The 23991-nt window shown below is 37.2% G+C and carries 29 protein-coding genes; 20 read left to right on the top strand and 9 right to left on the bottom strand.

All coding sequences use genetic code 11. The features are described from left to right. Nucleotides 1-87: 87 nt before the first annotated feature. The 12 genes from HCB45_RS04730 to HCB45_RS04675 all read left to right on the top strand — a co-directional run bounded on the left by HCB45_RS04730 (nt 88) and on the right by HCB45_RS04675 (nt 10532). Nucleotides 88-1281, top strand: a complete 1194-nt coding sequence (locus tag HCB45_RS04730) for a quaternary amine ABC transporter ATP-binding protein (RefSeq protein ID WP_185318424.1) — start codon at nt 88-90, stop codon at nt 1279-1281. Beyond that, a complete protein-coding gene (locus HCB45_RS04725) occupies nt 1274-2122 on the top strand; it encodes an ABC transporter permease (RefSeq protein WP_003771275.1) in 849 nt (282 codons plus the stop codon). Before HCB45_RS04730 ends, HCB45_RS04725 begins: the two co-directional genes overlap by 8 nt. Before the next feature lie 13 nt (nt 2123-2135). Further along, nucleotides 2136-3038: a glycine betaine ABC transporter substrate-binding protein gene (locus tag HCB45_RS04720; RefSeq protein WP_185619048.1), complete on the top strand. Its 903-nt coding sequence runs from the start codon at nt 2136-2138 to the stop codon at nt 3036-3038. Between the two features lie 114 nt (nt 3039-3152). Further along, nucleotides 3153-3644, top strand: a complete 492-nt coding sequence (locus HCB45_RS04715; protein ID WP_185318426.1) for a PTS sugar transporter subunit IIA — start codon at nt 3153-3155, stop codon at nt 3642-3644. 111 nt (nt 3645-3755) lie between these two features. Further along, the gene (locus tag HCB45_RS04710; protein ID WP_185619046.1) at nt 3756-4451 is read left to right on the top strand and encodes a copper homeostasis protein CutC; all 696 of its coding nucleotides are present in this window, start codon (nt 3756-3758) and stop codon (nt 4449-4451) included. A gap of 79 nt (nt 4452-4530) precedes the next feature. After that, on the top strand, nt 4531-5403 hold the full coding sequence (locus HCB45_RS04705) for a CvfB family protein (protein WP_185619044.1): 873 nt from the start codon (nt 4531-4533) through the stop codon (nt 5401-5403). Between the two features lie 135 nt (nt 5404-5538). Continuing rightward, on the top strand, nt 5539-6252 hold the full coding sequence (gene liaF / locus HCB45_RS04700) for a cell wall-active antibiotics response protein LiaF (protein ID WP_185619042.1): 714 nt from the start codon (nt 5539-5541) through the stop codon (nt 6250-6252). Beyond that, entirely contained in the window at nt 6249-7307 is a 1059-nt protein-coding gene (locus HCB45_RS04695) for a sensor histidine kinase (protein WP_185318430.1), read from the top strand. The genes liaF and HCB45_RS04695 overlap by 4 nt, the downstream gene beginning before the upstream one ends. Beyond that, a complete protein-coding gene (locus HCB45_RS04690) occupies nt 7304-7942 on the top strand; it encodes a response regulator (protein WP_003736192.1) in 639 nt (212 codons plus the stop codon). The genes HCB45_RS04695 and HCB45_RS04690 overlap by 4 nt, the downstream gene beginning before the upstream one ends. 18 nt (nt 7943-7960) lie before the next feature. Continuing rightward, nucleotides 7961-8620: a potassium channel family protein gene (locus HCB45_RS04685; protein WP_003719245.1), complete on the top strand. Its 660-nt coding sequence runs from the start codon at nt 7961-7963 to the stop codon at nt 8618-8620. A gap of 143 nt (nt 8621-8763) precedes the next feature. Continuing rightward, nucleotides 8764-9684, top strand: a complete 921-nt coding sequence (locus HCB45_RS04680) for a hypothetical protein (protein WP_185619040.1) — start codon at nt 8764-8766, stop codon at nt 9682-9684. Further along, nucleotides 9681-10532, top strand: coding sequence for an FUSC family protein (locus tag HCB45_RS04675; protein ID WP_185619038.1), 852 nt, complete (start codon nt 9681-9683; stop codon nt 10530-10532). The genes HCB45_RS04680 and HCB45_RS04675 overlap by 4 nt, the downstream gene beginning before the upstream one ends. A gap of 42 nt (nt 10533-10574) precedes the next feature. Here the strand turns inward: HCB45_RS04675 and HCB45_RS04670 are convergent, their stop codons facing one another. From HCB45_RS04670 to rpoY, 3 genes are all read right to left on the bottom strand, one after another. Continuing rightward, a complete protein-coding gene (locus HCB45_RS04670) occupies nt 10575-11540 on the bottom strand; it encodes an LCP family glycopolymer transferase (protein ID WP_185318433.1) in 966 nt (321 codons plus the stop codon). Between the two features lie 108 nt (nt 11541-11648). Then, a complete protein-coding gene (rnjA, locus tag HCB45_RS04665; RefSeq protein ID WP_185318434.1) occupies nt 11649-13316 on the bottom strand; it encodes a ribonuclease J1 in 1668 nt (555 codons plus the stop codon). 6 nt (nt 13317-13322) lie between these two features. Beyond that, entirely contained in the window at nt 13323-13532 is a 210-nt protein-coding gene (gene rpoY, locus HCB45_RS04660; protein WP_003722652.1) for a DNA-directed RNA polymerase subunit epsilon, read from the bottom strand. A gap of 484 nt (nt 13533-14016) precedes the next feature. Here rpoY and HCB45_RS04655 point away from each other — a divergent pair, with 484 nt between their 5' ends. Continuing rightward, the gene (locus HCB45_RS04655) at nt 14017-14787 is read left to right on the top strand and encodes a Cof-type HAD-IIB family hydrolase (protein ID WP_185318435.1); all 771 of its coding nucleotides are present in this window, start codon (nt 14017-14019) and stop codon (nt 14785-14787) included. Nucleotides 14788-14803: 16 nt separating this feature from the next. Here HCB45_RS04655 and HCB45_RS04650 read toward each other — a convergent pair whose 3' ends face one another. The 4 genes from HCB45_RS04650 to HCB45_RS04635 all read right to left on the bottom strand — a co-directional run bounded on the left by HCB45_RS04650 (nt 14804) and on the right by HCB45_RS04635 (nt 17573). After that, complete coding sequence (locus HCB45_RS04650; RefSeq protein ID WP_185619036.1) at nt 14804-15607, bottom strand: DUF817 domain-containing protein; 804 nt, start codon at nt 15605-15607, stop codon at nt 14804-14806. A gap of 67 nt (nt 15608-15674) precedes the next feature. After that, entirely contained in the window at nt 15675-16256 is a 582-nt protein-coding gene (locus HCB45_RS04645) for a molybdenum cofactor guanylyltransferase (RefSeq protein ID WP_185619034.1), read from the bottom strand. Then, nucleotides 16237-16899 (bottom strand): ATP-binding cassette domain-containing protein, encoded by a 663-nt coding sequence (locus HCB45_RS04640; protein WP_185619032.1) that lies wholly within the window; start codon nt 16897-16899, stop codon nt 16237-16239. Before HCB45_RS04640 ends, HCB45_RS04645 begins: the two co-directional genes overlap by 20 nt. Before the next feature lie 2 nt (nt 16900-16901). After that, entirely contained in the window at nt 16902-17573 is a 672-nt protein-coding gene (locus HCB45_RS04635) for a molybdate ABC transporter permease subunit (RefSeq protein ID WP_003761575.1), read from the bottom strand. 108 nt (nt 17574-17681) lie between these two features. Here HCB45_RS04635 and modA point away from each other — a divergent pair, with 108 nt between their 5' ends. The 7 genes from modA (at nt 17682) to moaA (ending at nt 22410) form a co-directional block, all read left to right on the top strand. Further along, nucleotides 17682-18452 carry a molybdate ABC transporter substrate-binding protein gene (gene modA / locus HCB45_RS04630; protein ID WP_185619030.1) on the top strand — a complete coding sequence of 257 codons (771 nt, stop codon included), beginning with the start codon at nt 17682-17684 and terminating at the stop codon, nt 18450-18452. A gap of 94 nt (nt 18453-18546) precedes the next feature. Continuing rightward, on the top strand, nt 18547-19770 hold the full coding sequence (locus tag HCB45_RS04625; RefSeq protein WP_185607655.1) for a molybdopterin molybdotransferase MoeA: 1224 nt from the start codon (nt 18547-18549) through the stop codon (nt 19768-19770). Further along, nucleotides 19749-20234 carry a molybdopterin-guanine dinucleotide biosynthesis protein B gene (gene mobB, locus HCB45_RS04620; protein ID WP_185619028.1) on the top strand — a complete coding sequence of 162 codons (486 nt, stop codon included), beginning with the start codon at nt 19749-19751 and terminating at the stop codon, nt 20232-20234. Before HCB45_RS04625 ends, mobB begins: the two co-directional genes overlap by 22 nt. Next, nucleotides 20231-20653: a molybdenum cofactor biosynthesis protein MoaE gene (locus HCB45_RS04615; protein WP_185318442.1), complete on the top strand. Its 423-nt coding sequence runs from the start codon at nt 20231-20233 to the stop codon at nt 20651-20653. The genes mobB and HCB45_RS04615 overlap by 4 nt, the downstream gene beginning before the upstream one ends. Then, complete coding sequence (gene moaD / locus HCB45_RS04610) at nt 20637-20885, top strand: molybdopterin converting factor subunit 1 (protein ID WP_185318443.1); 249 nt, start codon at nt 20637-20639, stop codon at nt 20883-20885. Before HCB45_RS04615 ends, moaD begins: the two co-directional genes overlap by 17 nt. Nucleotides 20886-20897: 12 nt before the next feature. Beyond that, complete coding sequence (gene moaC / locus HCB45_RS04605; RefSeq protein ID WP_185619026.1) at nt 20898-21380, top strand: cyclic pyranopterin monophosphate synthase MoaC; 483 nt, start codon at nt 20898-20900, stop codon at nt 21378-21380. Nucleotides 21381-21408: 28 nt separating this feature from the next. Next, nucleotides 21409-22410, top strand: a complete 1002-nt coding sequence (moaA, locus tag HCB45_RS04600) for a GTP 3',8-cyclase MoaA (protein WP_185318445.1) — start codon at nt 21409-21411, stop codon at nt 22408-22410. A 34-nt stretch (nt 22411-22444) separates the two neighbouring features. Here moaA and HCB45_RS04595 read toward each other — a convergent pair whose 3' ends face one another. Both HCB45_RS04595 and HCB45_RS04590 read right to left on the bottom strand, forming a co-directional pair. Beyond that, a complete protein-coding gene (locus tag HCB45_RS04595; protein WP_185619024.1) occupies nt 22445-22933 on the bottom strand; it encodes a MogA/MoaB family molybdenum cofactor biosynthesis protein in 489 nt (162 codons plus the stop codon). An 11-nt stretch (nt 22934-22944) separates the two neighbouring features. Beyond that, nucleotides 22945-23943, bottom strand: coding sequence for a ThiF family adenylyltransferase (locus tag HCB45_RS04590; RefSeq protein ID WP_185619022.1), 999 nt, complete (start codon nt 23941-23943; stop codon nt 22945-22947). Between the last annotated feature and the right edge of the window lie 48 nt (nt 23944-23991).

Raw genomic sequence — 23991 nt, 5'->3', positions numbered from 1 at the left:
TAAATGTTATTGCTTTTTTTTAAAGCGATATGGGCCGAATTTTTGCCTAGTAAATAATTCAATTTAAAAAAGAAAGGGGATTTTATTTTGAGCAAGATTAAAGTGGAAGAACTAACGAAGATTTTTGGAAAAAAGGCTTCTAAAGCATCTTCTTTACTTTCTCAAGGGAAATCGAAAACAGAAATTTTGAAAGAAACAGGGGCGACTATTGGTGTTAATAAAGCATCTTTTAGCGTAGAAGAAGGAGAAATTTTCGTTATAATGGGGCTTTCTGGTAGTGGGAAGTCAACTTTGGTACGACTTTTAAACCGTCTAATTGAGCCTACGAGCGGAAAAATTTGGCTGGACGGAAAAGAACTCTCTAGTTTAAATAAAAAAGAACTTTTGGAAGTTAGAAGGAAAAGCATGAGCATGGTCTTCCAAAATTTTGGTTTATTTCCAAATAGAACGATTAACCGTAATGTTGAATACGGGCTTGAAATTCAAGGAATGAACAAAGAAGAACGTGAGAAAAATGCAGCAGAATCGCTTGCACTTGTTGGTTTAGCTGGTTACGGCGAACAATATCCTTCCCAACTTTCTGGTGGGATGCAGCAGCGTGTAGGGCTTGCGAGAGCACTTGCTAACAATCCAGATATTTTGTTAATGGATGAGGCTTTCTCTGCACTTGACCCACTTAACAGAAAAGATATGCAAGATCAATTACTAGATTTACAAGATAAAATGAAGAAAACGATTATCTTTATTACGCATGACTTGGATGAGGCGCTTCGTATTGGCGATCACATTATGATTATGCGTGATGGTTCTGTTGTTCAAACAGGTTCCCCAGAAGAAATTCTGGCACATCCAGCAAATGAATATGTAGAAAAATTCATTGAAGATGTAGACCGTTCCAAAGTTTATACAGCGAGCAACGTAATGATACGCCCAGAAATCGTTAATTTTGAAAAAGATGGCCCTCGTGTTGCTTTAAAACGGATGCGTGAAGCTGGCACATCTAGTGTATTTGTCGTAAAACGTAACCGTGAGCTCGTTGGAATTGTCCATGCAGCAGAAGTATCTAAACTTGTAAAAGAAAATATTACTTCGCTTGAAAGTGCTTTACACAGCGATGTACCGACAACTGGTCCGGATACACCACTTGCAGAGATAATGGATACGATATCAACTACAACGATTCCAATTGCTGTAACCGAAGATGGAAAATTAAAAGGAATTATTATTCGCGGGTCTGTTCTGGCCGCACTTTCTGGAAACGAGGTGAACGTTAATGCCTAATATTCCAACGATTCCATTAGCTAGTTGGATTGACAAATTAGTTGATGGCTTAACGCAATTTGAAGGATTTTTTAATGTAATTACTAATATCATTGGCGGAATTGTGGATGCATTCCAATGGGTATTCGACTTAGTTCCACCATGGTTATTTATTATTTTACTAGTATTTGGGACTTTCTGGGTTAATCGTAAAGGGAAAAAATGGGGATTAATTATTTTTGAAGTGGTCGGCTTACTATTAATTTGGAACTTAGATTTCTGGCGTGATATGACTCAAACGCTGACTCTTGTCCTTACAAGTAGTTTAATTGCACTTGTTATTGGGGTTCCACTTGGTATTTGGATGGCGAAAAGCGGTATCGTCGAAAGCATCTTTAAACCGGTGCTTGACTTTATGCAAACAATGCCTGCCTTTGTATATTTAATTCCAGCCGTAGCATTTTTCGGAATTGGGATGGTTCCAGGGGTAGTCGCTTCTGTTATTTTCGCAATGCCCCCAACTGTTCGTATGACTAATTTAGGTATTCGCCAAGTTTCGACAGAGCTTGTTGAAGCGGCAGATTCTTTTGGTTCGACACCTTGGCAAAAACTTTGGAAAGTGCAGCTACCAATGGCGAAATCGACCATGATGGCTGGGATTAACCAAAGTATCATGTTAGCACTTTCCATGGTCGTAATTGCTTCGATGATTGGTGCAATGGGACTTGGAACACGTGTTTACTTTGCAGTAGGACGAAATGACGCTGGTGGCGGATTTGTAGCTGGGATTGCGATTGTTATCGTAGCAATCATCCTAGACCGTCTGACACAAGCTTTCAATAAAAAAGCGAAATCAGAATAAGGAGGAGAGTAGATTGCTAAAAAAATTAATCACCACTGCAGTTTTGGCTATGCTTATTTTCACTTTAGCAGCCTGCGGGACAACCCTTGCTCCTTATGACGCGAAAAAAGATTTAGGCGAACAAATCAATTATACAATCACAGGAATTGATGCTGGAGCAGGAATTATGCTTGCAACACAAAATGCGATTAAAGATTATCATTTAGATGATGATAATTGGCAGTTACAAACAAGTTCGACTGCTGCTATGACTAGTACACTACAAAAAGCGATGAAAGATAAGCGCCCGATTGTTGTGACTGGATGGACACCTCACTGGATGTTCACAAAATTCGACTTGAAATTTTTAGATGACCCTAAAAATGTTTTTGGAAACGCTGAAAATATCCACACAATTGTCCGCAAAGGGTTGAAAGAAGAAAAGCCTTCTGCCTACAAAGTGCTAGATAATTTCTTCTGGACTGCTGAAGATATGTCTGAAGTAATGCTAGAAGTTAATGACGGCGTAGACCCAGAAGAAGCTGCTAAAAAATGGATTAAAAACAATCCGGAAAAAGTAGCAAAATGGACCGATGGCGTAGAAAAAGTAGATGGCGATGAAATCAAACTTACTTATGTAGCTTGGGATTCAGAAATTGCCTCTACTAATGTTGTTGCAGAAGCTTTAAAACAAGTTGGCTATGAACCAACCATTCAAGCAATGGAAATTCAACCAATGTGGGCATCTGTCGCAACCGATGCGGCAGACGGAATGGTCGCTGCATGGCTACCAAACACTTCTGGAATCTACTACAAAGATTACAAAGGAAAGTTTGAAGATTTAGGACCGAACTTAAAAGGTGCGAAAATCGGCTTAGCAGTGCCAAAATACATGGAAAATATTAACTCCATTGAAGATTTAAAAACAAGTAAATAAACTTTGAAAAAGGCATGAAGAAGTTCAATCTATACTTGATACTTTCTCCGTGCCTTTTTTTCATTAAAAAGGTAAAATAATAGTTAATTGATGAATTTGCTAGGAGGAAGATGGATGTTTAAAAAATTCTTGAAAAAAAGTAAAAATGAAACTGTATTTGCTCATGTGACTGGACAATTTATTGCATTAGAGGATGTTCCAGATCCAGTTTTTAATCAAAAGATGATGGGTGAAGGTATTGCGATTAAACCAGAAAGCGGCACTATCGTTGCACCAGTTGATGGGAAAATCATTCAACTTGCAGAAACGAAACATGCTTTTGGTATCCGTACTGATATGGGACAAGAAATCCTCGTTCATATCGGTTTGGAAACGGTAGCACTAAACGGAGAAGGTTTTAACGTGTTAGTAAATGTTGGTGATAAAGTAAAAGTAGGAGATCCAATCGTGGAAGCAGACTTTGATTTTATCAAGAAAAATGCCGCGAGCACAGTGGTTCCTATGGTTGTAACTAATAGTTCAGAGGGCAAATACGATTTTGATTTTAAGGCAGTTAGGGACACGATTGCTGGGAAAACAGAAGTATTTACTACAAGCTTAAAATAATAAGTAAAAAATCCATGAGAAGCTAATTTTCTTTTCATGGATTTTTTAGTATTCATTTGCGTGTTAAAAGGGTAGAATGAAGGTAATTAGTATTAAAAGGAGCGAAAATGAATGTTAGAAGTGATAGTTCAAAATCCTAGAGATGCATATTTAGCGGAAAAATACGGCGCAAATAGAATGGAAGTGGTCTCTGCTATAAGTGAAGGTGGCTTAACGCCTAGTTACGGTGCTATTAAAGAAATAGTGCGTGCTTCAAAACTTCCAGCGATGATGATGATTCGCCCTCACAGTTTTTCGTTTGTATATGATGAGCCTGCTAGAATTGTAATGGAACGAGATATTGAACTTGCAAAAGAAGTTGGAGTCAAAGGCATCGTTTATGGTGGAATCACTGAAGACGGAAACATCGATCAGGAACTTCTAGAAAAAGTGATCGGTTGGAAAGGCGATTTAGACCTTACTTTTCATCGTGCCCTAGAAGCAACAAAAGATATTGAAGCAAGCTACCAAGTTTTACGTACATATGGCCAAGAGATTAATCAATTATTAACTTCAGGTGGAACGTCTAGTGCACTTGATTCCTTGCCACGCCTTAAAAGGTGGATAAATGACAGTAAAGAGACCCCAGATTCATTTAAAATTCTAGTTGGAAGTGGCGTTAAACCGGAAAACATTGCTACTTTTCAAGGAACACTAAATCATACAGAGTATCATGTAGGAAGTGCTGCTAGAGAAAAGAATGATTTCGCAAAAGATATTTTAAAAGAAAAAATAGATACTTTAAATCATTATATTAACCAAGATTGATGCTACAAAGCAGGTAGCCTTACGAGCTTAGATACGTTATAATGAAACAAGACTATTCTTAAAATAAAGGTGGAAAAAAATGAATAACTATATTGGCAAAAGCCAAGTAATGACAGTAAAAGAAATCAAAGAAACAGGTTGGCTCCTAGAAAAAAATGAAGTAACTGTTTTTTTATCTAAATCAAATACACATGAAACAGACCTTGCTGTTGGAGATGAAGTAACAGCATTTATTTTTGTTGACTATGACCGAGAAATCCGCGCAACAACAATTATTCCAAAAATTCAAGTTGGACACTACGGCTGGGGAACAGTAACCGAAGTACGTAAACATCTAGGTGTATTTGTGGACATCGGTATTGAAAAAGATGTCGTTGTATCATTAGATGATTTGCCTGCATTACCCCACTTATGGCCCAAAAAAGAAGGTAGGGTGATGATTGCACTTCGAGTAGACGAAGAAAATCGGGTGTGGGGAGTACTTGCTGAAGAAGAACAATTCCGTGCAATTGCTGTTCGAGCAGAACAAACGCTTTTTAACCAAAATGTGGAAGGGATCATTTATCGTTTACTGAAAGTAGGTTCCTTTGTCTTTACGGATGATTTCCATATTGGCTTTATTCATGAAAGTGAACGGACTGCTGAACCTAGGATGGGGGAACGCGTCAAAGCGCGCGTTATTGCTGTGAAACCAGATGGCTCACTTAATTTATCACTACGTGGGAGAGCGCATGAAGTATTAAATGATGATGCGGAAATGATTTTAACTTATTTACGAAGTGTTGGCGGGGAGATGCCGTTTGGGGATAAATCTGATCCAGATGCTATCCGCGCTAAATTCGGAATTAGTAAGGCGCAATTTAAACGCGCAATTGGCACACTTTTAAAAGCAAGACGAATTACACAAGAAAATGGAATAATTACTAAGTTAACAGAAGAGACATCCGACTAAAGTAGTAGAGATTGTTCCAACTAGCGCGGTTTGTTTCTACTAGCAAATCCTGGCTATAATATACACAGCTGTACAAAGTAGCGAAAAATCGAGAAATAACTTTGTCTAAAGAATGACTTAAGGAGGTGTGTCAGCTTGAAAAAAATGGAAAGCTCGGTTGTTTTTATATTTTTAATTGCGATTATTGTTGGTGTTGGACTTGAGATGTTATTCCAGTGGGAGCTACTCATTTTATTTGCACTCGGAATATTCTTCATTTTCACATCAAGAAAAGCAAGCGCCACGAAAAAAAGCGCAAAAAACTCACTGTTTATCGGTATCGTATTTATCATTATTGCAGTACTGCTTACAACTACTTTTAAAGTAGGACTTGTTGTTGCAGGTATTTATGCGATTATTCACTATATAAGCCGAAAGCGGGCACCCCAACTATTAATGCTTAAGACGAGAGAGCCGGATAGCAAAATTGATTGCACAGATAAATTTATCCGTAATCAGTGGTTTGGTAATCAGCGAATATTAGATGTTGTTTACGAATGGGATGATATTAATATTCAAACAGGTATAGGTGATACGATTCTGGATTTGGGAAATACAGTTCTTCCAACTGGCGAAAGTATTATCATGATACGGAGTGTATCCGGAAAAATCCGCATACTTGTTCCATTTGACATTGGTATTTGCATTGAACATTCAGCAATTTTCGGAAATATCCAATATGATAAAGAAAGTACTACTATACAAAATAATAGTATCAAGGTCTACTCAGATAATTACGAAAGTTCCGCACGAAAAGTGAAAATCATGACGTCTGTTATCTTCGGAGATTTAGAGGTGATCAGGTTATGAGTTTTTCGAAGCTAATGATGGCAGTCTGCTCAGGGTTGCTACTTATTGCAACAACTATTGGTACGGTTGGATACTATTTTTTTAGTGAAGGTTCATGGTACAAAATCTTAATTGAACAAAAAATATTTTACATTCCTTTTGTCGTCTTTGTACCACTGACAGCTATTTCGATTGGTTTAATCATTGGTGGCATACTTGGCTATTTTGTTAAACAAAAGTTTGAGTCAATTGACTTCTCTATTCGGCTTCTAAGTCAAGGTGATTTAGAAAAAAAGATTACGAGCGAAGAAGATGAAACTTTTTTAGAAGTACAGCAAGTCTATAAGCAAATTGACCGTTTGCGTGATAAGATGAAAGCACAAACGATTCTGACCCAGAAGCTCGCAAGTGATCGCGCTGAATCAAGTGGTCAAACGAAAGAAGCTATTTTGTCAGAAGAGCGTCACCGGATTGCGCGCGAGTTACATGATTCTGTGAGTCAACAACTGTTCGCTGCGATGATGTTATTATCTGCCTTAAATGAACAAAGCGAAAAAAGCGCAACTAAAGCCATGCAAAAGCAATTAAAAATGGTAGAGTCTATCGTAAATGAATCTCAATCTGAGATGCGTGCACTATTACTTCATCTGCGACCAACGCAGCTTGAAGGAAAGTCATTAAAAACGGGTATAGAACAATTATTAAAAGAACTAACAACCAAATTACCTATCGAAGTCGAATGGCAAATTGAAGATATTAATTTGCAAAAAGGCATTGAAGATCATTTATTCCGGATTGTTCAAGAATTGCTATCGAATACTTTACGTCACTCTAAGGCTAAATTATTAGAAGTACGTTTAGTAACGATGGATAATTTAGCGGTAATGAAAGTAGTCGATGACGGGGTAGGATTCGATATGGATAATGTACGTCAAGGTTCATACGGTTTACAAAATATGCGTGAACGAGTCGCTGAATTTGGTGGTACTATTAAAATAATTAGCTTTAAAGGACGAGGAACTAGCGTAGAAATAAAAATCCCACTTGTTGCGAAAAAGGACGTGGAAAACGAATGATAAAAGTTTTACTAGTAGATGATCATGAAATGGTACGAATAGGCGTGTCAGCATATCTTTCTGTTCAAGATGACATGGAAGTAGTTGGTGAGGCAGAAAATGGCCGAGAAGGTGCTGATATGGCTTTAGAATTGCGTCCGGATATTATCTTAATGGATTTAGTCATGGATGAGATGGACGGTATTGAAGCAACAAAAGAAATTATGAAAAATTGGAAAGAAGCAAAAATTATTATCGTCACAAGTTTTATTGATGACGAAAAAGTATATCCGGCACTTGAAGCTGGAGCGAGTAGTTATATGTTAAAAACCTCCACAGCGAGTGAAATTGCAGATGCGATTCGAGCTACATACGGTGGGGATTCTGTACTAGAACCAGAAGTAACTGGTAAAATGATGCAAAGACTAACCGCTAAACCAGAAAAAAACTTACATGATGATTTAACAAATCGCGAAAATGAAATCTTACTTCTTATTGCAGAAGGAAAATCAAATCAAGAAATCGCGGATGAACTTTTCATCACTTTAAAAACAGTAAAAACACATGTGAGTAATATTTTATCCAAATTAGATGTACAAGACCGCACGCAAGCTGCCATCTATGCATTTAAACATGATTTAGTAGAAAAAAAGTAATAGGGAGGTAAGCTGTACATGAAAGAGGGATTTGCAGTCATCGGACTTGGGCGTTTTGGTGGAAGTATTTGTCGTTCACTTGTTGAGCAAGGAATGGAAGTACTTGCCATTGATTCAGATGAAGAACGGGTAAATGAATATATGTCAATTGCTACCCATGCAGTTATTGCCAATTCAACCGATGAAAACGCGCTTCGACAATTAGGTATTCGAAATTTTGAGCACGTTATTGTCGCAATTGGTGAAGATATTCAGTCAAGTATTTTAACGACGCTGATTTTAAAAGAAATGGGCGTAAAATATGTTACTGCAAAAGCAACAAATGATAAACATGCCAAATTACTAGATAAAATCGGAGCTGACCGAGTTGTCCATCCAGAGCGGGATATGGGACGACGAATAGCACATTATATCGTATCGAAAAATATGCTTGATTACCTAGAACTTTCTGATGAATATAGCTTAGTGGAGATTTCAGTATCTGACCCGCGTTTTCTTGGTAAAAGCCTTGTTGATTTAGATTTTCGTAACTCATTTGGCGTTAATATTGTGGGCATAAAAAAAGATAAACAAATGATTATTACTCCTGAAGCAAATGATGTTCTTCATGAAGGGGATATTTTAATCGTTATTGGTTCAGATGACGATATTGAACGTTTACAAGAAAAAATCCAATAAAAATAAAACCTTTGCAATATATGAAGATGTGAATAATGTCTATTATATGCTTAGGTTTTTTTATTGTTTGCTTGCTAAATAACTATTTATTTTCTATTATAGTTACAGAGCTTAAGTAAACCAAATAGAAGAGAGGGGAACTGATGAAAAAATTTTTGCTGGATAAAATTGGGGCTCGAGGATTAATTCAAATGTTGCAAGCATTTGTTTATACAAGTATTTGTGTTATTTTTCATACTGTTATTTTTCCTGATTTAGCTGGAGTCTTGCCTATTGTTGTTTTAATAGGAATTATTTCAATGCAACCTACATATGGGATTACTCGAAAAGTCATTCCTCAAATTGCGATAGCTTTTACATTAGCGTGCGCTTTCGTTATTATAAGCACTTACTTTTTTCCGATTAATGTATATATTTATTATTTTGTGATGTTAATTGTTATTTTAGTAGTGAATTTTACGATGCCTCAAAAATACATGGTGATGACACTAGCAATTGGGACAGCTCTTTATTTTCTTGGGACAGAAGATTTACCAATGCCATTATACGTTATGGTAATAGTATCACTCATTGATGTATTTGTGTTTTTTATTTTAGTAAGACTTGTTGTAAGGTACGTCCATTTACCACTTGAGAAAACGGTACAAACTATCATGAAGCAATTAATGGGACTATTTGATAAAGAAATGGAAAGCGTCTTTAAAAATAACGGGGAATTTGTATCAAAACCGCTATATAGCATTTTCGTACAGTCGCAAATGTTTATTAAAGAATACAGTGCTAGTAAAAACAAAAATCCTCGCCATGTGGAACTCTACCAAGCTTTACTACCGAATTATTTACAGCTTTTTTTTCATATGCAAACACTTGAAGACATTGGTAGAGCGGGTTTATCTGATGAAGCAAGAATGGCACTATCCTCAATAAACATCGAAGTTTCAGCGGAGATTAACGCCAAAGAAACGGATCCAGTTGCTTCTTTTCACGTAAAAAAATTCGTTGAAAACTTTCTAGCTATTAAAAAAGGAATGGCTGAATTAGCTGAAGGAGGGGATAAGAAATGAAAAAAATTTCGATGAAGGAGCGCCTTGCTCTGGATCCTCGCGTAGCTAAAGTCTTAATTAGTATAACGATAGCTATTTTGCTTTTTCCAGTATTAGGTGATTGGATTGTTTATCCAACCTATGTTTTTAACGCAATTTATATTACTGCTCAGATGACAAAAGGGGCGACATATAAATCGAGTATTGAGCGTATTGTAGGAACGATAGTTGGAGGGGTGCTTGCGGCAATCGTGTATCTTTTAGTACCAAATCATCATTATATCATGATACCAATTGGTGCGGCTCTTGCTGTAATGCTGAGCTATCTTTTTACCAAAAAATTCACGATGGTTATTGTTGTTATTACGGTGATGGTGCTAGTTGGTAAGGGAGACGGGGAACCAGTTGTCTTTTTAAGAGATCGTTTATTTGATACAATGATTGGGCTGGCAATTGGTTTTCTTGTTTATGCGCTTTATCCACGGAAAAAAACAAAAAAATTAAATCAAGTTTTTATCGCTCAAGAAAAAGCTTTACTTGCGAACATTAAAGCGCTAGAGATTAATTCTGCAAATGCTAAAACGTTAGCTCCAAAGATTAAAGGCTTATGGAAGCAATTAATCGATTTACGAAAAACGCGAGAACAAATTATTACTGATAGTAGTTTTGTTGCTAATGTCGCATCAGATGATCCTATGCTTCATTTCAACATATTAGTAGAACAAGCGATAAATAATATTGAAATACTTTATCATGTGACTTTGGATAAAGAGATAGAGCCCGATTATGAAATTGTATTTGCTTATCATCAACAAGCCTGCACAAAGGTGATTAATGAAATGGAAGCCTTGATTGTGAAACATCAATAAAAAGATGACTGAAGCTTAATTGGCCTCAGTCATCTTTTACTTTTATTCTGTAATATCTAAACTCTTCTTGAACATATTAATGACCCGTTCTAAATCTGTTTCATCTGGTACAAAATAATATAAATCAAATCCGTAAGACTCACTATAAATCATTTGGCCTTCACCTTTAAGCTCTTGCGAATCAACGTTTTTAAGAACGGAAGAATAATTCGTAGCCATAGAGGTAATATCTGTAAGCGTCATATTAGTTTGGAAATTATCTCCAACAGCTTTCATGATGCTTTCAAAATTGGAGACACCGGATGAACTTACAACTTTATTAGCAATACCAATAATAACGTCGCGCTGTCTATCTTGGCGTCCAAAGTCACCTCGTGGATCTTCGTGACGAATTCGGACATACTGCAAAGCATCTGTTCCATTTAAAGTAATATTTCCTTTTACAAATTTACTATTTACATCTGTTAAATCAATATCATTATATACTGTAATGCCTCCAACTGCGTCAACGAGGTCTTTAAAACCTTCCATATTGATAGAAATAAAATAATCTACTGGAACACCTGGCATCAGTTTTTCTACAGCTGAAACAGTTCCTGAGGGGCCTCCGTTAGAATAGGAAGCGTTGATTTTTCCAATATCACCATTTCCGTAATCTACTTTTGTATCTCGAGGGATACTGACCATTTCGACTGTGTTTTGTTGTTTATTGGCTGTTGCAAGAATTATTGTATCTGCACGACCATTTGTTTCACCAGGACGAGCATCAGAACCCATGAGCAATACGGAAAAAGGCTTTTTCTTCTCTAAATCACTGGCTGTTTTATTACTTGTTTCTAAAGGAACATTAATTTTTGTGAAAGTATTTTGAACGGTGATGTAATACTTCGCTGCCAAACCTGTAATGGAGAAAAAGAGAATTCCTAAAAGTGTCACGCTAGCAATTTTCATAACTTTAGTAAAAGTGGACGGTTTCTTTCGCTTCGTTTCTGTCCTAGTATCTGTCATAAAATTTTCCTCGTCTTTCTTATTTAGTTTGTTTAAACATACCATCGTCTTTCTGAGAAATCAACAAAAAACGATAAATGATTTTAAAACCATTTATCGTCTTTAAAACTATACTTCCATGATTATAGGTAGTATCATAGGACGTCGTTTTGTTTTTTCATACAAGAATGGTTGCAAAGTATCTGTAATTTCATTCTTGATTTCAGACCATTGTGTTGTTTTTTGCTCCATTACTTTATTTAAATGACGTGTTAGAAGACCTTGAGCTTCTCCGATTAAATTACCGGATTCACGCATATAAATGAAGCCGCGTGAAATAATATCAGGTCCTGCCATCACACGAGAATTTTTCATATCAATGGATACAACAACAATTACGAGACCTTCTTCAGAAAGAATGCGACGATCGCGAAGGACAATATTACCGATATCTCCAATACCACTACCATCAATATAGACGCTTGCAGCATGGATTTTACCAGCGATATGAGCTGTTTCACTCGTTAGTGCGAGTACATCTCCATTTGCCATAATAAAGCTATTTTCTTCTGGAACACCACATTCCTCAGCAGACTCCGCATGGATTTTTTGCATTCTAAATTCACCATGAATCGGCATAAAGAATTTAGGTTTCATAAGACGAAGCATTAGTTTTTGTTCTTGTTGACCACCGTGACCAGAAGTATGGATATTATTTACTTTACCATGGATCACTTCTGCACCAGCTTGATAGAGTAAATTGATTGTGCGGTTTACACTCGTTGTATTACCAGGAATAGGGGAAGACGAGAAGACTACCGTGTCACCTGGTTGAATTTGGATTTGGCGGTGCGTACCATTAGCAATTCTAGAAAGAGCAGCCATTGGTTCACCTTGACTCCCTGTACAAAGGATAGTCACATTTCCAGCGGGTGTTTTATTAAGTTGATGCACATCAATAAAGGTATCTTTTGGTGCTTGAATATAGCCTAATTGTTTACCGATTTCCATAGCAGATTCCATACTACGACCGAAAACAGCGATTTTCCGACCAGTTTCGATAGAGGATTCAACTACTTGTTGTAAACGGTAGATATTAGATGCGAAGGTAGCGAAAATAATTCGTCCTTCTACATCGCGGAAAATATTTTTAATACTTTCGCCAACGACACGTTCACTCATGGTGAAATTTGGTACTTCCGCATTTGTACTATCAGATAGTAAACAAAGCACGCCTTCTTTACCAATTTCAGCCATTTTTGTCAGGTTTGCTGGTTCGCCAACTGGAGTAAAATCAAACTTGAAGTCGCCAGTATGAACGATGTTACCAGATGGAGTTTTGACAACAATACCATACGTATCAGGGATACTATGTGTTGTCCGGAAGAAAGAGATGCTTGTTTTTCTAAATTTAAAAACGTCATCTTCTTCATATTCATAAATTTTGGTTTGACGAAGCAAGCCATGTTCTTCTAATTTGTTGCGGATAAGTGCACTCGCAAGTTTCCCAGCATAAATTGGGATATTAAGATCGCGAAGTAGGTAAGGAACGCCACCGATGTGATCTTCATGACCATGGGTAATAAAAAGTCCTTTAATCTTATCTTTGTTTTTAACTAGGTAACTATAGTCAGGAATAACATAGTCAATCCCAAGAAGTTCATCTTCTGGGAACTTGATTCCTGCATCAATTAAAATAATTTCATCTTGAAATTGTACGCCATATGTGTTTTTACCGATTTCGCCTAGTCCACCAAGGGCGAAAACAGCTGTCTCATTATTTTTAACAAATTTCATATAGGCTTATTTTTCCCAGAGCGCGAAGTCTGGGTTTTCCTTTTCATAAGCTAAGTGCGCGTCACTAATTTTTTCAACAAATTCGATGTGGAAAGGTTCATCTTTTAAAAGTTGGCGTACTTTTACTTCGCTTTCCGCTTCAACGTATAGTGATTGTGTTTTTTCACGTACGGGTGTTTCTGTGAGTGTTTCTTGATAAAATACTTTAAAAATCATGTTTTTCTCTCCTTAAAATTTAAGTTTTGTTTTTTAAAAATAGATTTTCAAGCTGAAAATCTAATATTTATTTAGTATTCATTGGCTTGCTTTCAGTTGTGGACTTAGTAGCAAGCGGATATGGGTGCACGAGACACTAACAATTCGGCATAAAAAAGACAAAGAAAAATTACCACAGACTAATGTATAAAAATAGCTGTGCACGTATGTTAAATTTCTTATCCGTTATAATTGCATACCTTTATTTTGGGAATTTGAAACAAATTTCCGAGTAAAAGATGTAATTATAAGTTTTTTTTCACGTTCCATTGTCGTCCTACAAATGTTCATCCGATCTATATCCTTCATTCTAATATACCATAAATCCAGATAATTGCTACTAGAAAGTATAATTAATTTTGTCAACCCTGTTATCATGAAGATTTTCTGCTATAATTTAAACATAATGATTTAAAAATGGATAGAGGATTGAGGCGTTTAATTGATGAGTAAAATTGTATTTTTTGATGTAGATGGCACACTTGTAGGAGAAACCAAAGAAATTCCAGCATCAGCAAAACAAGCGATTGCTAAATTAAAAGAAAATGGCGTTTATGTAGCGATTGCAACAGGACGTGGTCCATTTATGTTAGACGAAATTAGAAAAGAGTTAGATATTAATTCTTATATTTGCTATAACGGACAATATGTTATTTTTGAAGGCAAAGAAATATACGCTAAACCATTACCAACCGAGTCTTTAGAACGTTTAATCACGGTTGCATCGGAGCATGAGCATCCCATTGTTTTTTCAGGAAAAGATTCTATGCGTGCGAATTTGCCTGATCACGACCGGGTGACAATAGGTATGAATTCTATTAAAAGAGATTATCCCAAAGTGGATGCTAATTATTACAAAGGCAGAGATATCTATCAGTGTTTACTTTTCTGTGATGAGTCGTATGATGCTTATTACCGAGAAGAATTTAAGCAGTATGGTTTCTTGCGCTGGCATGATGTTTCCGTGGATGTTTGTCCAGCTGATGGTTCGAAAGCGGAAGGTATTAAGCAGATGATCAAAAAACTTGGCTTCTCGATGGAAGATACTTACGCATTTGGCGATGGTTTGAACGATATTGCAATGCTTCAAGCTGTTGGAACAGGTGTAGCAATGGGCAATGGTCGTGATGAGGTAAAAGCAGTGGCGGATTATGTTACTAGCCATGTTGATGATGATGGGGTTTATAATGCTTTAAAACAGCTAAAATTAATTTGAATCAAGAGCGAGGGCACTATTTCAGCGTGGCCTCGCTTTTGGCTTTTACAGAAGTTTGTTCTAATTTTTGCTTAACGAATTTAAGTTGTGCGACGATTATAATACTAATAATAACAAGTAAATACCAACTCGTGATTTTTGAAACGTGCACTGGACGCCATGCAACCAGCTGGTCTGGATAAGACCAAGCTCCGTAAAAACTAGCAATGTTCTCCGCAAGATAAATGAAAAAGGCGATACATAAAAAGGAAAAAGATAAAGGCATTTTGAGTTGAGTCGAACTAACTTTGAAATAAACATATGTTTTTCGGAATAAAACGAGAACTAAAACAATCAAAATCCACCGAAAATCCATTATAAAATGATGCGTGAAAAAATTAGCGTAAATCGCTATGCAAAGGCTACTTACTAACCAAAAATTTGGCCAATTTGTCATTTTAAGATCAAATCTTTTCCAAGCCTGGCAAATATAACTCGCCACACTTGAATACATAAAACCGCTATAAAGGGGCACTCCGAAAAGTTTCATTAAACCATCTTCTGGATAACTCCATGACCCCATATGTACCTTATAGATTTCAAGTCCAAATCCAATAAGATGGAAAACCATAATTACCTTAAGCTCATCCCATGTTTCTAGGCCAAATTTTATGAGTAGCATTTGCGTTACAAGACAAATAATCAAAAGTAAGTCATAGCGCGCAATAAAAGGAATATGAATCAGCTTTGTAAGAGCAAGCGATATAAAGATAATAGCGGGAAAAATACAACAAAGTGCTTGCTTCCAAGTAAACACCCAAAGTAAGCGAAAAAATTGCATAAAAAAACCTCTTCTCATGATTTTCTCTAGTTTACCAAAAAAAACTAAAGAAAAGGACAAGAAAAGGTTAAAAAAGTTCATTTTGATGATTGATATTTCTAAATGGGGCATCTTCTTCAAATACTAAAGGTTTGGTATGGAGTTTTTCGAATAAAGCTCTGACACGATGTTGCTCGTCTTGTAGTAAGTGATGTAGCGTTTCTCGTGAGTAGGGGATATTGGTAACCAAATAGTGATTTGCTTGCGCTGTTTTAGCAAAATGATTAGGATAATTAGCCAGCCGTCCAATTTCTTTTAAAGTCAAAAAAGGCATATCAACAGGAAGCACTAGGAAATTAGCTTTCTGATAAGCCGCTGCTTCTACCATCACCGCATAAATTCCTCCAAGTGGTCCAAATTCACTGAATGCGGTTTGATCTGGAATGATTTCAATGCTTGGTTCTGCATCGAAAAGGGCAACAAGTTTTGGATAATTTTCATGATTTGCCGATACAAATACCTTATCGCAAAGCGGCAGTAACTTACTAACCGTTAGCTCGACCCACGTTTTTCCAGTTGCCTCATCCTGAAAAAACGTTTTTGGTTCCCCGAAACGGCTAGATTTCCCACCAGCTAATACAATCCCTACATTACTTTTTTCGTTTTTCAAGACGTCCCTCTCGCATAACTAAAATTTCTTCGGTCATCATTTCTGCTTCGGAGGCATAATGCGTGACAAAAATAACTGGTATATGGAAATCTTTGGCCATCTGACCAACTAATTTCATGCAAATTAAACGTGTTTCTTCATCTAGCCCGTTAAAAGGTTCATCCAGTAAAAGTAATTTTGGCTCCGTAATCATTGCTCGAGCCATCGCAACACGTTGCTTCTCGCCACCAGATAATTTCTGAACGGAAGAATAAAGAAGGTGAGAAATTTGTAGATAATCACTCATTTTTCGTACTTGTTGCTGAATTTCCGCTTGTTCTTTTTTCTTCTTTTTCTGCACTTTTAAGCCAAAAGCGATATTTTCATATACATTCATATTTGGAAATAAAGCTAGATTTTGAAATAAATAACCTACTTTGCGCTCTGTCACAGGAAGATGTAACGAAATATTGGAATCATCCCACGGAGTCCCGTCAAATTCAATAATGCCGCCGTCGATACTTTTCAAGCCACTAACGCACTGAAATAGAGTTGACTTACCAGAACCACTTGCACCCATCATCGCAGTTACTGGTTTTTCAAACGTATAATTAATATTTAAATCATGAAAAGGAAGTTTTTTATGAAATTGTAAGCGTAGCATCGTTACATCCCCCTCGTTAAATTACTTTGGCGTACAGTTAAAACATGAATAACAAGTAAAGCAAATACACCGATAATGACATTAATTAACCCGAGATAAATCGCAGTTCGCATGTCTCCTTGTTGTACCATAAAATAAATGCTCGAGGCTATTGTATCGGTTTTTCCTTCTATGTATCCGGCCACCATCAAACTTGCGCCAAATTCACCCATCGCTCGACAAAAACTAAGCAGAACACCTGCTAAAATTGGTTGCCAGCAATTCGGTAAAATAATTTTTGTGAAAATCTGTTTTTTATTCGCTGAAAGAGTCTCTGCTGCCCATACAAGTTCGTGATCAATTGATAAAAATGCTGATTTCAAACCTTGATACATAATTGGTAAAATAATAATCGTCGTTGCAACGATAGCACCACTAAGGGAAAAAATAAAACTAAAATCAAAAGTATCCCAAAGCACACCGCCAATAAAATCATTGCGTCCAAGCACATTCAGTAACACTAAACCAACCACAGTTGGCGGTAAAACAAGCGGAAGTAAAATTAAAATCTCCACAAGTAACTGAAAACGTGATTTTCGACCAGCAAAATAATAACTCAGTGGTAACATCGTCATAAATGCGAGAAACGTAGAAATTGTGGCTACAAGTAATGTATGCCAAACAGATGTAAACATAAATCTCCTCCTGAATAACCCTCTAGTACTTCTATTATTATCGTTCTCTCTGGTATAAAATGTCAAACTTAAGTACAATGTAACTAAAATAAAAAAGGGGGATGAATGGTGAAAAAAATAACACTTATTATAAGTTGTGGATTATTATTACTTCTCGGAGCTTGCGGGGATACGCCTGAAAAAGCAAAAAAAACAACTATACATATTTCAGTAGCAGCAAGTTTAAAAGATACGATAGATGACGTAAAGCCACTTTTTGAAAAAGCCAATCCAACGATTAAACTATCTTTTGATTTTGGTGGTTCTGGACAAATTCGCGAACGTGTTGAAAGCGGTGCACCAATTGATGGCGTCCTTTTAGCGAGTAAAAAAGATGCGGTTACACTAAGCAAGAAAAATTTAGCAGAAGACATGAAAGAATTTGCGGGAAATGAACTTGTTCTAATTACACCTAAAAACGTGAATCAAAAGTCAGAGCTAAACTTAGAACAATTACTAAATGACGCATCCAAAATCGCCATCGGAGACCCGGAATCAGTCCCAGCAGGCGCCTATGCCAAACAAACGCTCGAAAACTTAAATCTATATAATGCAGAAAAAGCAAAACTCGTTCTTGCAACCGATGTTCGTCAAGTCTTATCCTATGTGGAAGCCGGAAATGCAGATGCAGGCTTCGTTTACCAGACAGATGCTCTATTAAGCAAAAAAGTACAAGTGAAGGCAACAATTGATGAGAAACTCCATGATCCAATTGCTTACTATAGCGCACAAGTCAGTGACTCGGATAAAAAAGAAGAAACCGCAACATTCCTTGATTTTATGAATAAATCAGAAGCGCAAAAAATACTGGAAAAATACGGATTCAAAGCAGCAAACTAAGGAGAAGTCGCTTTACTTTTTAAAACGGGAAAACTCCTGTATATTGGTACTAAAGAAAACGCATACATGATTTATAGAAGGGAAGTGCGCCCAGATGATTGAAAGAAGAAACACCATTAGAATGGAACAAGCGAGAGAAGTATTATGTAACCAAATAACGCATCTTCCAGTAGAAAAGAAACATGTGACAGAGGCGTTAAATCAAGTATTACAAGAACCTATTTTCGCGCCGTTTCCTGCTCCATATTTTAGGCGTTCTGGTTATGATGGCTTTGCGATTACTGAGGCGGATGACGGGAATTATCCTATCACTTTGCGCGTTGTAGCAGAAGTTCCATGCGGGGAAACATACGATAAACCGCTAAATCCAGGTGAAACCGTCCGAATAATGACTGGGGCAAAAGTGCCAGATAATGCATCGAAAATTATTATGCTTGAACAATCAAGAGAAGCGGATAACGAGAATGAAATAGTACTTATAAATACACAAAAATCTAGTAACATTACAGAAATCGGTACGGAGTTTGCCAAAGGAGATTTGCTGTTAGATCGTGGACACATTTTAAATGCCGGTTCGATAAGTTTACTGTCATCCTTTGGGATTCAAGAAGTACAAGTCATCAGAAAGCCAAAAGTAGCTATTTTATCCACAGGTAGTGAACTTGTTCCTACTGGAAATTCGCTTCCAGATGGCAAAATTTTTAATAGTAATCAACCATTACTGGAGAATTTGCTAAAAGTACATCATGCCGAGATTTGCGCGGCCGAACAATTACCTGATAATTATGAGGACACGAAAAACCGTTTACTAGAATTGACCAAGATAGCGGACTTAATAGTTACTACGGGAGGTGTTTCTGTAGGTGATTTTGACTACATGGCTGATATTGCAAAACAAGAAGCAGAATTACTTTTTAATAAAATTCAAATGCGACCAGGTAGCCCGACAACAGGGATGTGGTTGAACAAAACGCTTATCATCGCGCTTTCTGGCAATCCAGGGGCATGCTTTACAGGTTTTTACTTATTAGTAGAACCGGTATTAGCTACCTTAATGGGGAGAGATATAACCGCGACAACTCAAGTTCGCGCCAAAATGGCGAGTGATTACACCAAAAATAATGGCTATGACCGTTTCTTACGGGGAACCTATCGTTTATCTGGGGAAGGGGAATATTTGGTGGAGCTGATAGGAAGCGATATGTCTAGTGCGCTAGGCAATCTTCACTTAACCACCTGTTTATTCAAAATCCCTCGCGGTCAAGTTGGAAAATTAAAAGGAGAAGAGGTCGAAGCATGGCTACTATCCTCCAAGTAATTGGGTTTAAAAATAGTGGGAAAACAACTTTACTAAATGCATTAATTCGCGCTAGTCGGAAGGAAAACTACACGGTTTCTGCTATCAAACATGATGCACATGACTTTTCTGTAGATCACGTGGGAACGGATTCTTACTCTTTTCAAGAAAGTGGTGCAGAAGCTGTTGTTATAGCGAATTCGAGACAATATGCTGTGATGGAACAAACCGGTATCGATTTAAAAACAGCCATCCAAAAACTACCAGAATCAGATATTGTTCTTATAGAAGGCTATAAAGCAGGACCATTTCCTAAAATCATTTTAATTCGCGAACAGGCGGAAATCGAGCTTTTAAAAAATAGTAAGGCAGTCCATAAAATCGCGACGCACAATCCAGCGTTAAAGGAAGATGCGATTTTTATTGGAGAGGAAAAAGCTTTAAACGCATTTGCAGAAACATTAATCAAGGAGTTTTTACAATGAAATATGTAGCCTTACAACATGAAACAATTGAAATTGGTCTGCTTTCTGAAAAACTAATTAATAAAAATCATGGTGGTATTAACTTGTTTGTTGGTACGATTCGAGAATGGACAGGAGATATTCAAACCGAAGAAATTCGTTATACATCCTACGAAGAAATGGCGCTCAAAGAACTAAACAAATTAGCTGCAGAAGTAGAAGCACAGTGGGGCGCAGATGTAGTCATCGTACACCGATTAGGACTCTTAGAAATAACTGATATAGCAGTGTTTATCGGCGTATCAACACCACACCGTGCTGCTTGCTTTGAGGGATCCAGATATATAATTGAACGATTAAAAGAACGGGTACCTATATGGAAAGAAGAAAAAGATGTCGATAAAATAAGGTGGGGTGGCATAAATGCTGACAACAATTAAATTTTTCGCTTTTTTAGCTGAAAAAACACATAAAACCGAAGTGAAATTGAACTTGCAGCAATGTCAAACAGTCGGCGAGGTTCGAGAAGTTATTAGTAGTGAATTTCCTGAAATAGCTGTGGATTTGGCAACCTGTATGCTAGCCGTGAACATGGAATTTCAGCAAGATCAAGATATTTTACCAAAAGAAATATCCGAAATAGCTGTAATTCCACCAGTAAGTGGTGGATAAGGAGGGAACCAGATGGAAAAAGATGATTTGACGCATTTTAATGATGAAAAACGCGCAAAAATGGTGGATGTTACAAGCAAATCGGAAACAAAACGCCGTGCAATCGCTAGAGCTACGATACATATGAATGAAGAAACGTTAGCGCGTATCCATACTGGTAAAATTGCTAAAGGAGATGTTTTAGCAGTTGCACAAGTGGCAGGAATTATGGCAGCGAAAAAGACAAGCGAACTAATTCCAATGTGCCACCCTATTATGACAACGAAAGCTGATATTTCTTTTGAAGATGATGGTGAGACTGCGCTAACTATCACATCCGAAGTTGTAACTGTTGGAAAGACTGGCGTAGAAATGGAAGCACTCACAGCAGTAACCGTCGCTGCATTAACTATTTATGACATGTGTAAAGCAATGGATAAAGGGATGCGCATCGAAAAAACGTATTTAGTTGAAAAAACCGGCGGGAAAAGCGGGACATTTAAAGCAGAAGCGTAACTATTTTGTAGGATAGGAGTTTTGTTTTATGCAATTATTAAAGGATAAATTTGGGCGGGTACACGATTATATTCGTATTTCAGTAACAGATCGGTGTAATTTAAGGTGTGTGTATTGTATGCCCGAAGAAGGCCTGACATTTTTGCCCCATGAAAAAGTACTATCCAAAGATGAAATTGTCAGTTTTATGGAATTAATGGTGAAATTTGGTATAAAAAAAGTGCGCATCACCGGCGGAGAGCCATTACTCAGAACTGATATTGTGGAAATTGTTCGCGGACTTGGAGCAATCCCTGAAATAGAAGATATTTCGATTACAACAAATGCAATGTATTTGGCAAAAAAAGCAGAAGCGCTTAAGGAGGCTGGACTGACGCGTGTGAACATCAGCTTGGATTCCCTTCATGCAGACCGCTTTCAAGCAATTACTCGTGGTGGGCGTTTGCAAAAAGTCCTCGATGGTATTCAAAAAGCAGAAGAAGTGGGGTTATTTCCCATTAAGCTTAACGTCGTCCTAATTAAAGGGCAAAACGATGACGAAATAACCGATTTCCTTCGATTTACAAAAGATAAAGACATTAATATTCGCTTTATTGAATACATGCCAATTGGTCATGCTGGTACGAGTTGGAAAGAAAAGTATCTGCCGCTGGATACAATTTTTGAGGCTTGTAATGAAGCTGGTTATGAGTATGAACCAGTGGACTCAATTCGTGGAAATGGCCCCTCCGAAAATTTCCGTATTAAAGGAGCGAAAGGGACGTTTGGTGTGATTCACCCAGTTAGCGCTCATTTTTGTGATAGTTGCAACCGACTCAGACTTACCGCAGATGGTTATATTAAAGCGTGTTTATACTGGGATGAAGAAATGAATATTCGACCATTTATCCAAGACCCAGTCAAACTAATGCAACTTGTGCAAAAGGCAATTGATAACAAACCTGAAAATCACGAAATGGCATTGAAATTACAAGATGAAGTTCAATCTAATAAACCAACTTGGCGTCGTATGAGTCAAATTGGAGGATAAATAAAACATCCGGTCACATGTGTGACCGGATGTTTTATTTTTGTCGTTCTGCTATTAAATGAGGTAATTCAGGGACAATCAATTTTTGCATCGCGAGCTGACAGGCGTTACTTGATCCAGGTAATGCAAAAAGCAGTAAGCCGTTTTCTGAAAAACCGGCGAACGCACGTGATACTATAGCACGACTGCCAACTTCTTCGTAACTGAGCATTCGAAAAATCTCCCCAAATCCGGGAATTTCTTGCTGAATAGTCGCAAATAAGGCTTCATAAGTGACATCGCGTCTAGCGATACCTGTACCACCATTTGTGATGAGGCAGAAAGAGCCATTAACAGCTAGCTCGTTTATTTTCTGTTTAATGAGCGAAACATCATCAGGAACGACAATCCGCGATATCACCTCATGCCCAGCGTTTTCTAAGGCAGATTGAATCAGTTGACCACTAGTGTCCGTATCCGAATTTCTTGTGTCACTAATCGTCAAAATACTACAAGTCACCTTAATAAATGTCTTTTGTTCCATAACTGCCTCCTTTAGTTAAAAAATAAGTGATATGTTTTTTTTGCTTCTGTTATATTTTCTGTCCCATGAAGTAACACACGTCCATTTTTGAAAATAACAAATTGAAATTTTTCGTAATTAAAACTAAGTAAAGCGGGATTTTCTTTGTAAGTAATTTTCTGTTCTGCCAGTAGTTGTTTAATTTCGAGGTAATTGCTTTTATTAGGCAAGCGAAATTGTACCGTATCTCTTCCGCAAAGAGTAACCGTTTGTTCGGAAAAAGGAACTTCTGAAACCATTTTTCCAGTTGTGCAACCAGAGCAATCGGGGCGTTTCTTGACTTCAAGAGATCGGAAAGAAAAGTGCCAATTATCTAGTTGATAGTAGGTATTTGTTTTGAAATCAGGATTGATAATCATCTGTGTAAGTAAGGAAACTTGCATGCCGGCGACGATTGGAATCAGCGCACCATCAACGCCAATAATATCGCAACTTGCTGCGTTGGTTTGGGGAATATCACCAAGTAAACAGTGTAAACAAGCAGAGTCAGGTGGAATAATTGGCATGAGATTCGCATAATTTCCAGCACACGAGGTGAAAATCCACGGAATTTGATGGGTGAAACAAAACTGGTTTAAAAAGTCGCGCGTCATAAAATTATCGGTACAATCAAGTATGTAATCAATTGCTCCGGCATAAGGCGTTAAACTTGTCACGTTCGCATCATCAACTATATATTCAATTTCAATATCGCTATTAATTAATTGTAACGCTTTGGATGCCGCATACGCTTTTGCTTGTTTGTCTAACGCGTCTTGTTCTGTGAAAAGCGATTGGCGCTGTAGGTTACTTAGTTCCACATAGTCACGATCAATTAAAATTAACTTTCCAAAACCCATTCGTGCACAAATTTCTGCGGCATATGAGCCAATCGCACCAACGCCAACAATCAAAATTGTTTTTGTGAGTAATTTTTTTTGACCAACTTTTCCAATGTTTTTAACGCGCATCTGTCTATCATAACGTTCCAAGTTTCCACCTTCTTTCCAATCTTATTTTACCAGAAAAATACATAAAGC

The organism is Listeria farberi (assembly GCF_014229245.1).
Classification (GTDB): Bacteria; Bacillota; Bacilli; order Lactobacillales; family Listeriaceae; genus Listeria; species Listeria farberi.
This window is presented reverse-complemented; position numbering and strand designations above follow the sequence as displayed.

Coding starts and splice junctions, on each gene's coding strand:
- HCB45_RS04725 (WP_003771275.1), top strand. CDS start 1,274: ATGCCTAATATTCCAACGATTCCATTAGCTAGTTGGATTGACAAATTA.
- HCB45_RS04715 (WP_185318426.1), top strand. CDS start 3,153: ATGTTTAAAAAATTCTTGAAAAAAAGTAAAAATGAAACTGTATTTGCT.
- HCB45_RS04710 (WP_185619046.1), top strand. CDS start 3,756: ATGTTAGAAGTGATAGTTCAAAATCCTAGAGATGCATATTTAGCGGAA.
- HCB45_RS04705 (WP_185619044.1), top strand. CDS start 4,531: ATGAATAACTATATTGGCAAAAGCCAAGTAATGACAGTAAAAGAAATC.
- HCB45_RS04695 (WP_185318430.1), top strand. CDS start 6,249: ATGAGTTTTTCGAAGCTAATGATGGCAGTCTGCTCAGGGTTGCTACTT.
- HCB45_RS04690 (WP_003736192.1), top strand. CDS start 7,304: ATGATAAAAGTTTTACTAGTAGATGATCATGAAATGGTACGAATAGGC.
- HCB45_RS04685 (WP_003719245.1), top strand. CDS start 7,961: ATGAAAGAGGGATTTGCAGTCATCGGACTTGGGCGTTTTGGTGGAAGT.
- HCB45_RS04680 (WP_185619040.1), top strand. CDS start 8,764: ATGAAAAAATTTTTGCTGGATAAAATTGGGGCTCGAGGATTAATTCAA.
- HCB45_RS04675 (WP_185619038.1), top strand. CDS start 9,681: ATGAAAAAAATTTCGATGAAGGAGCGCCTTGCTCTGGATCCTCGCGTA.
- HCB45_RS04670 (WP_185318433.1), bottom strand. CDS start 11,540: ATGACAGATACTAGGACAGAAACGAAGCGAAAGAAACCGTCCACTTTT.
- rnjA (WP_185318434.1), bottom strand. CDS start 13,316: ATGAAATTTGTTAAAAATAATGAGACAGCTGTTTTCGCCCTTGGTGGA.
- rpoY (WP_003722652.1), bottom strand. CDS start 13,532: ATGATTTTTAAAGTATTTTATCAAGAAACACTCACAGAAACACCCGTA.
- HCB45_RS04655 (WP_185318435.1), top strand. CDS start 14,017: ATGAGTAAAATTGTATTTTTTGATGTAGATGGCACACTTGTAGGAGAA.
- HCB45_RS04650 (WP_185619036.1), bottom strand. CDS start 15,607: ATGCAATTTTTTCGCTTACTTTGGGTGTTTACTTGGAAGCAAGCACTT.
- HCB45_RS04640 (WP_185619032.1), bottom strand. CDS start 16,899: ATGCTACGCTTACAATTTCATAAAAAACTTCCTTTTCATGATTTAAAT.
- HCB45_RS04635 (WP_003761575.1), bottom strand. CDS start 17,573: ATGTTTACATCTGTTTGGCATACATTACTTGTAGCCACAATTTCTACG.
- HCB45_RS04625 (WP_185607655.1), top strand. CDS start 18,547: ATGATTGAAAGAAGAAACACCATTAGAATGGAACAAGCGAGAGAAGTA.
- mobB (WP_185619028.1), top strand. CDS start 19,749: ATGGCTACTATCCTCCAAGTAATTGGGTTTAAAAATAGTGGGAAAACA.
- HCB45_RS04615 (WP_185318442.1), top strand. CDS start 20,231: ATGAAATATGTAGCCTTACAACATGAAACAATTGAAATTGGTCTGCTT.
- moaD (WP_185318443.1), top strand. CDS start 20,637: ATGCTGACAACAATTAAATTTTTCGCTTTTTTAGCTGAAAAAACACAT.
- moaC (WP_185619026.1), top strand. CDS start 20,898: ATGGAAAAAGATGATTTGACGCATTTTAATGATGAAAAACGCGCAAAA.
- moaA (WP_185318445.1), top strand. CDS start 21,409: ATGCAATTATTAAAGGATAAATTTGGGCGGGTACACGATTATATTCGT.
- HCB45_RS04595 (WP_185619024.1), bottom strand. CDS start 22,933: ATGGAACAAAAGACATTTATTAAGGTGACTTGTAGTATTTTGACGATT.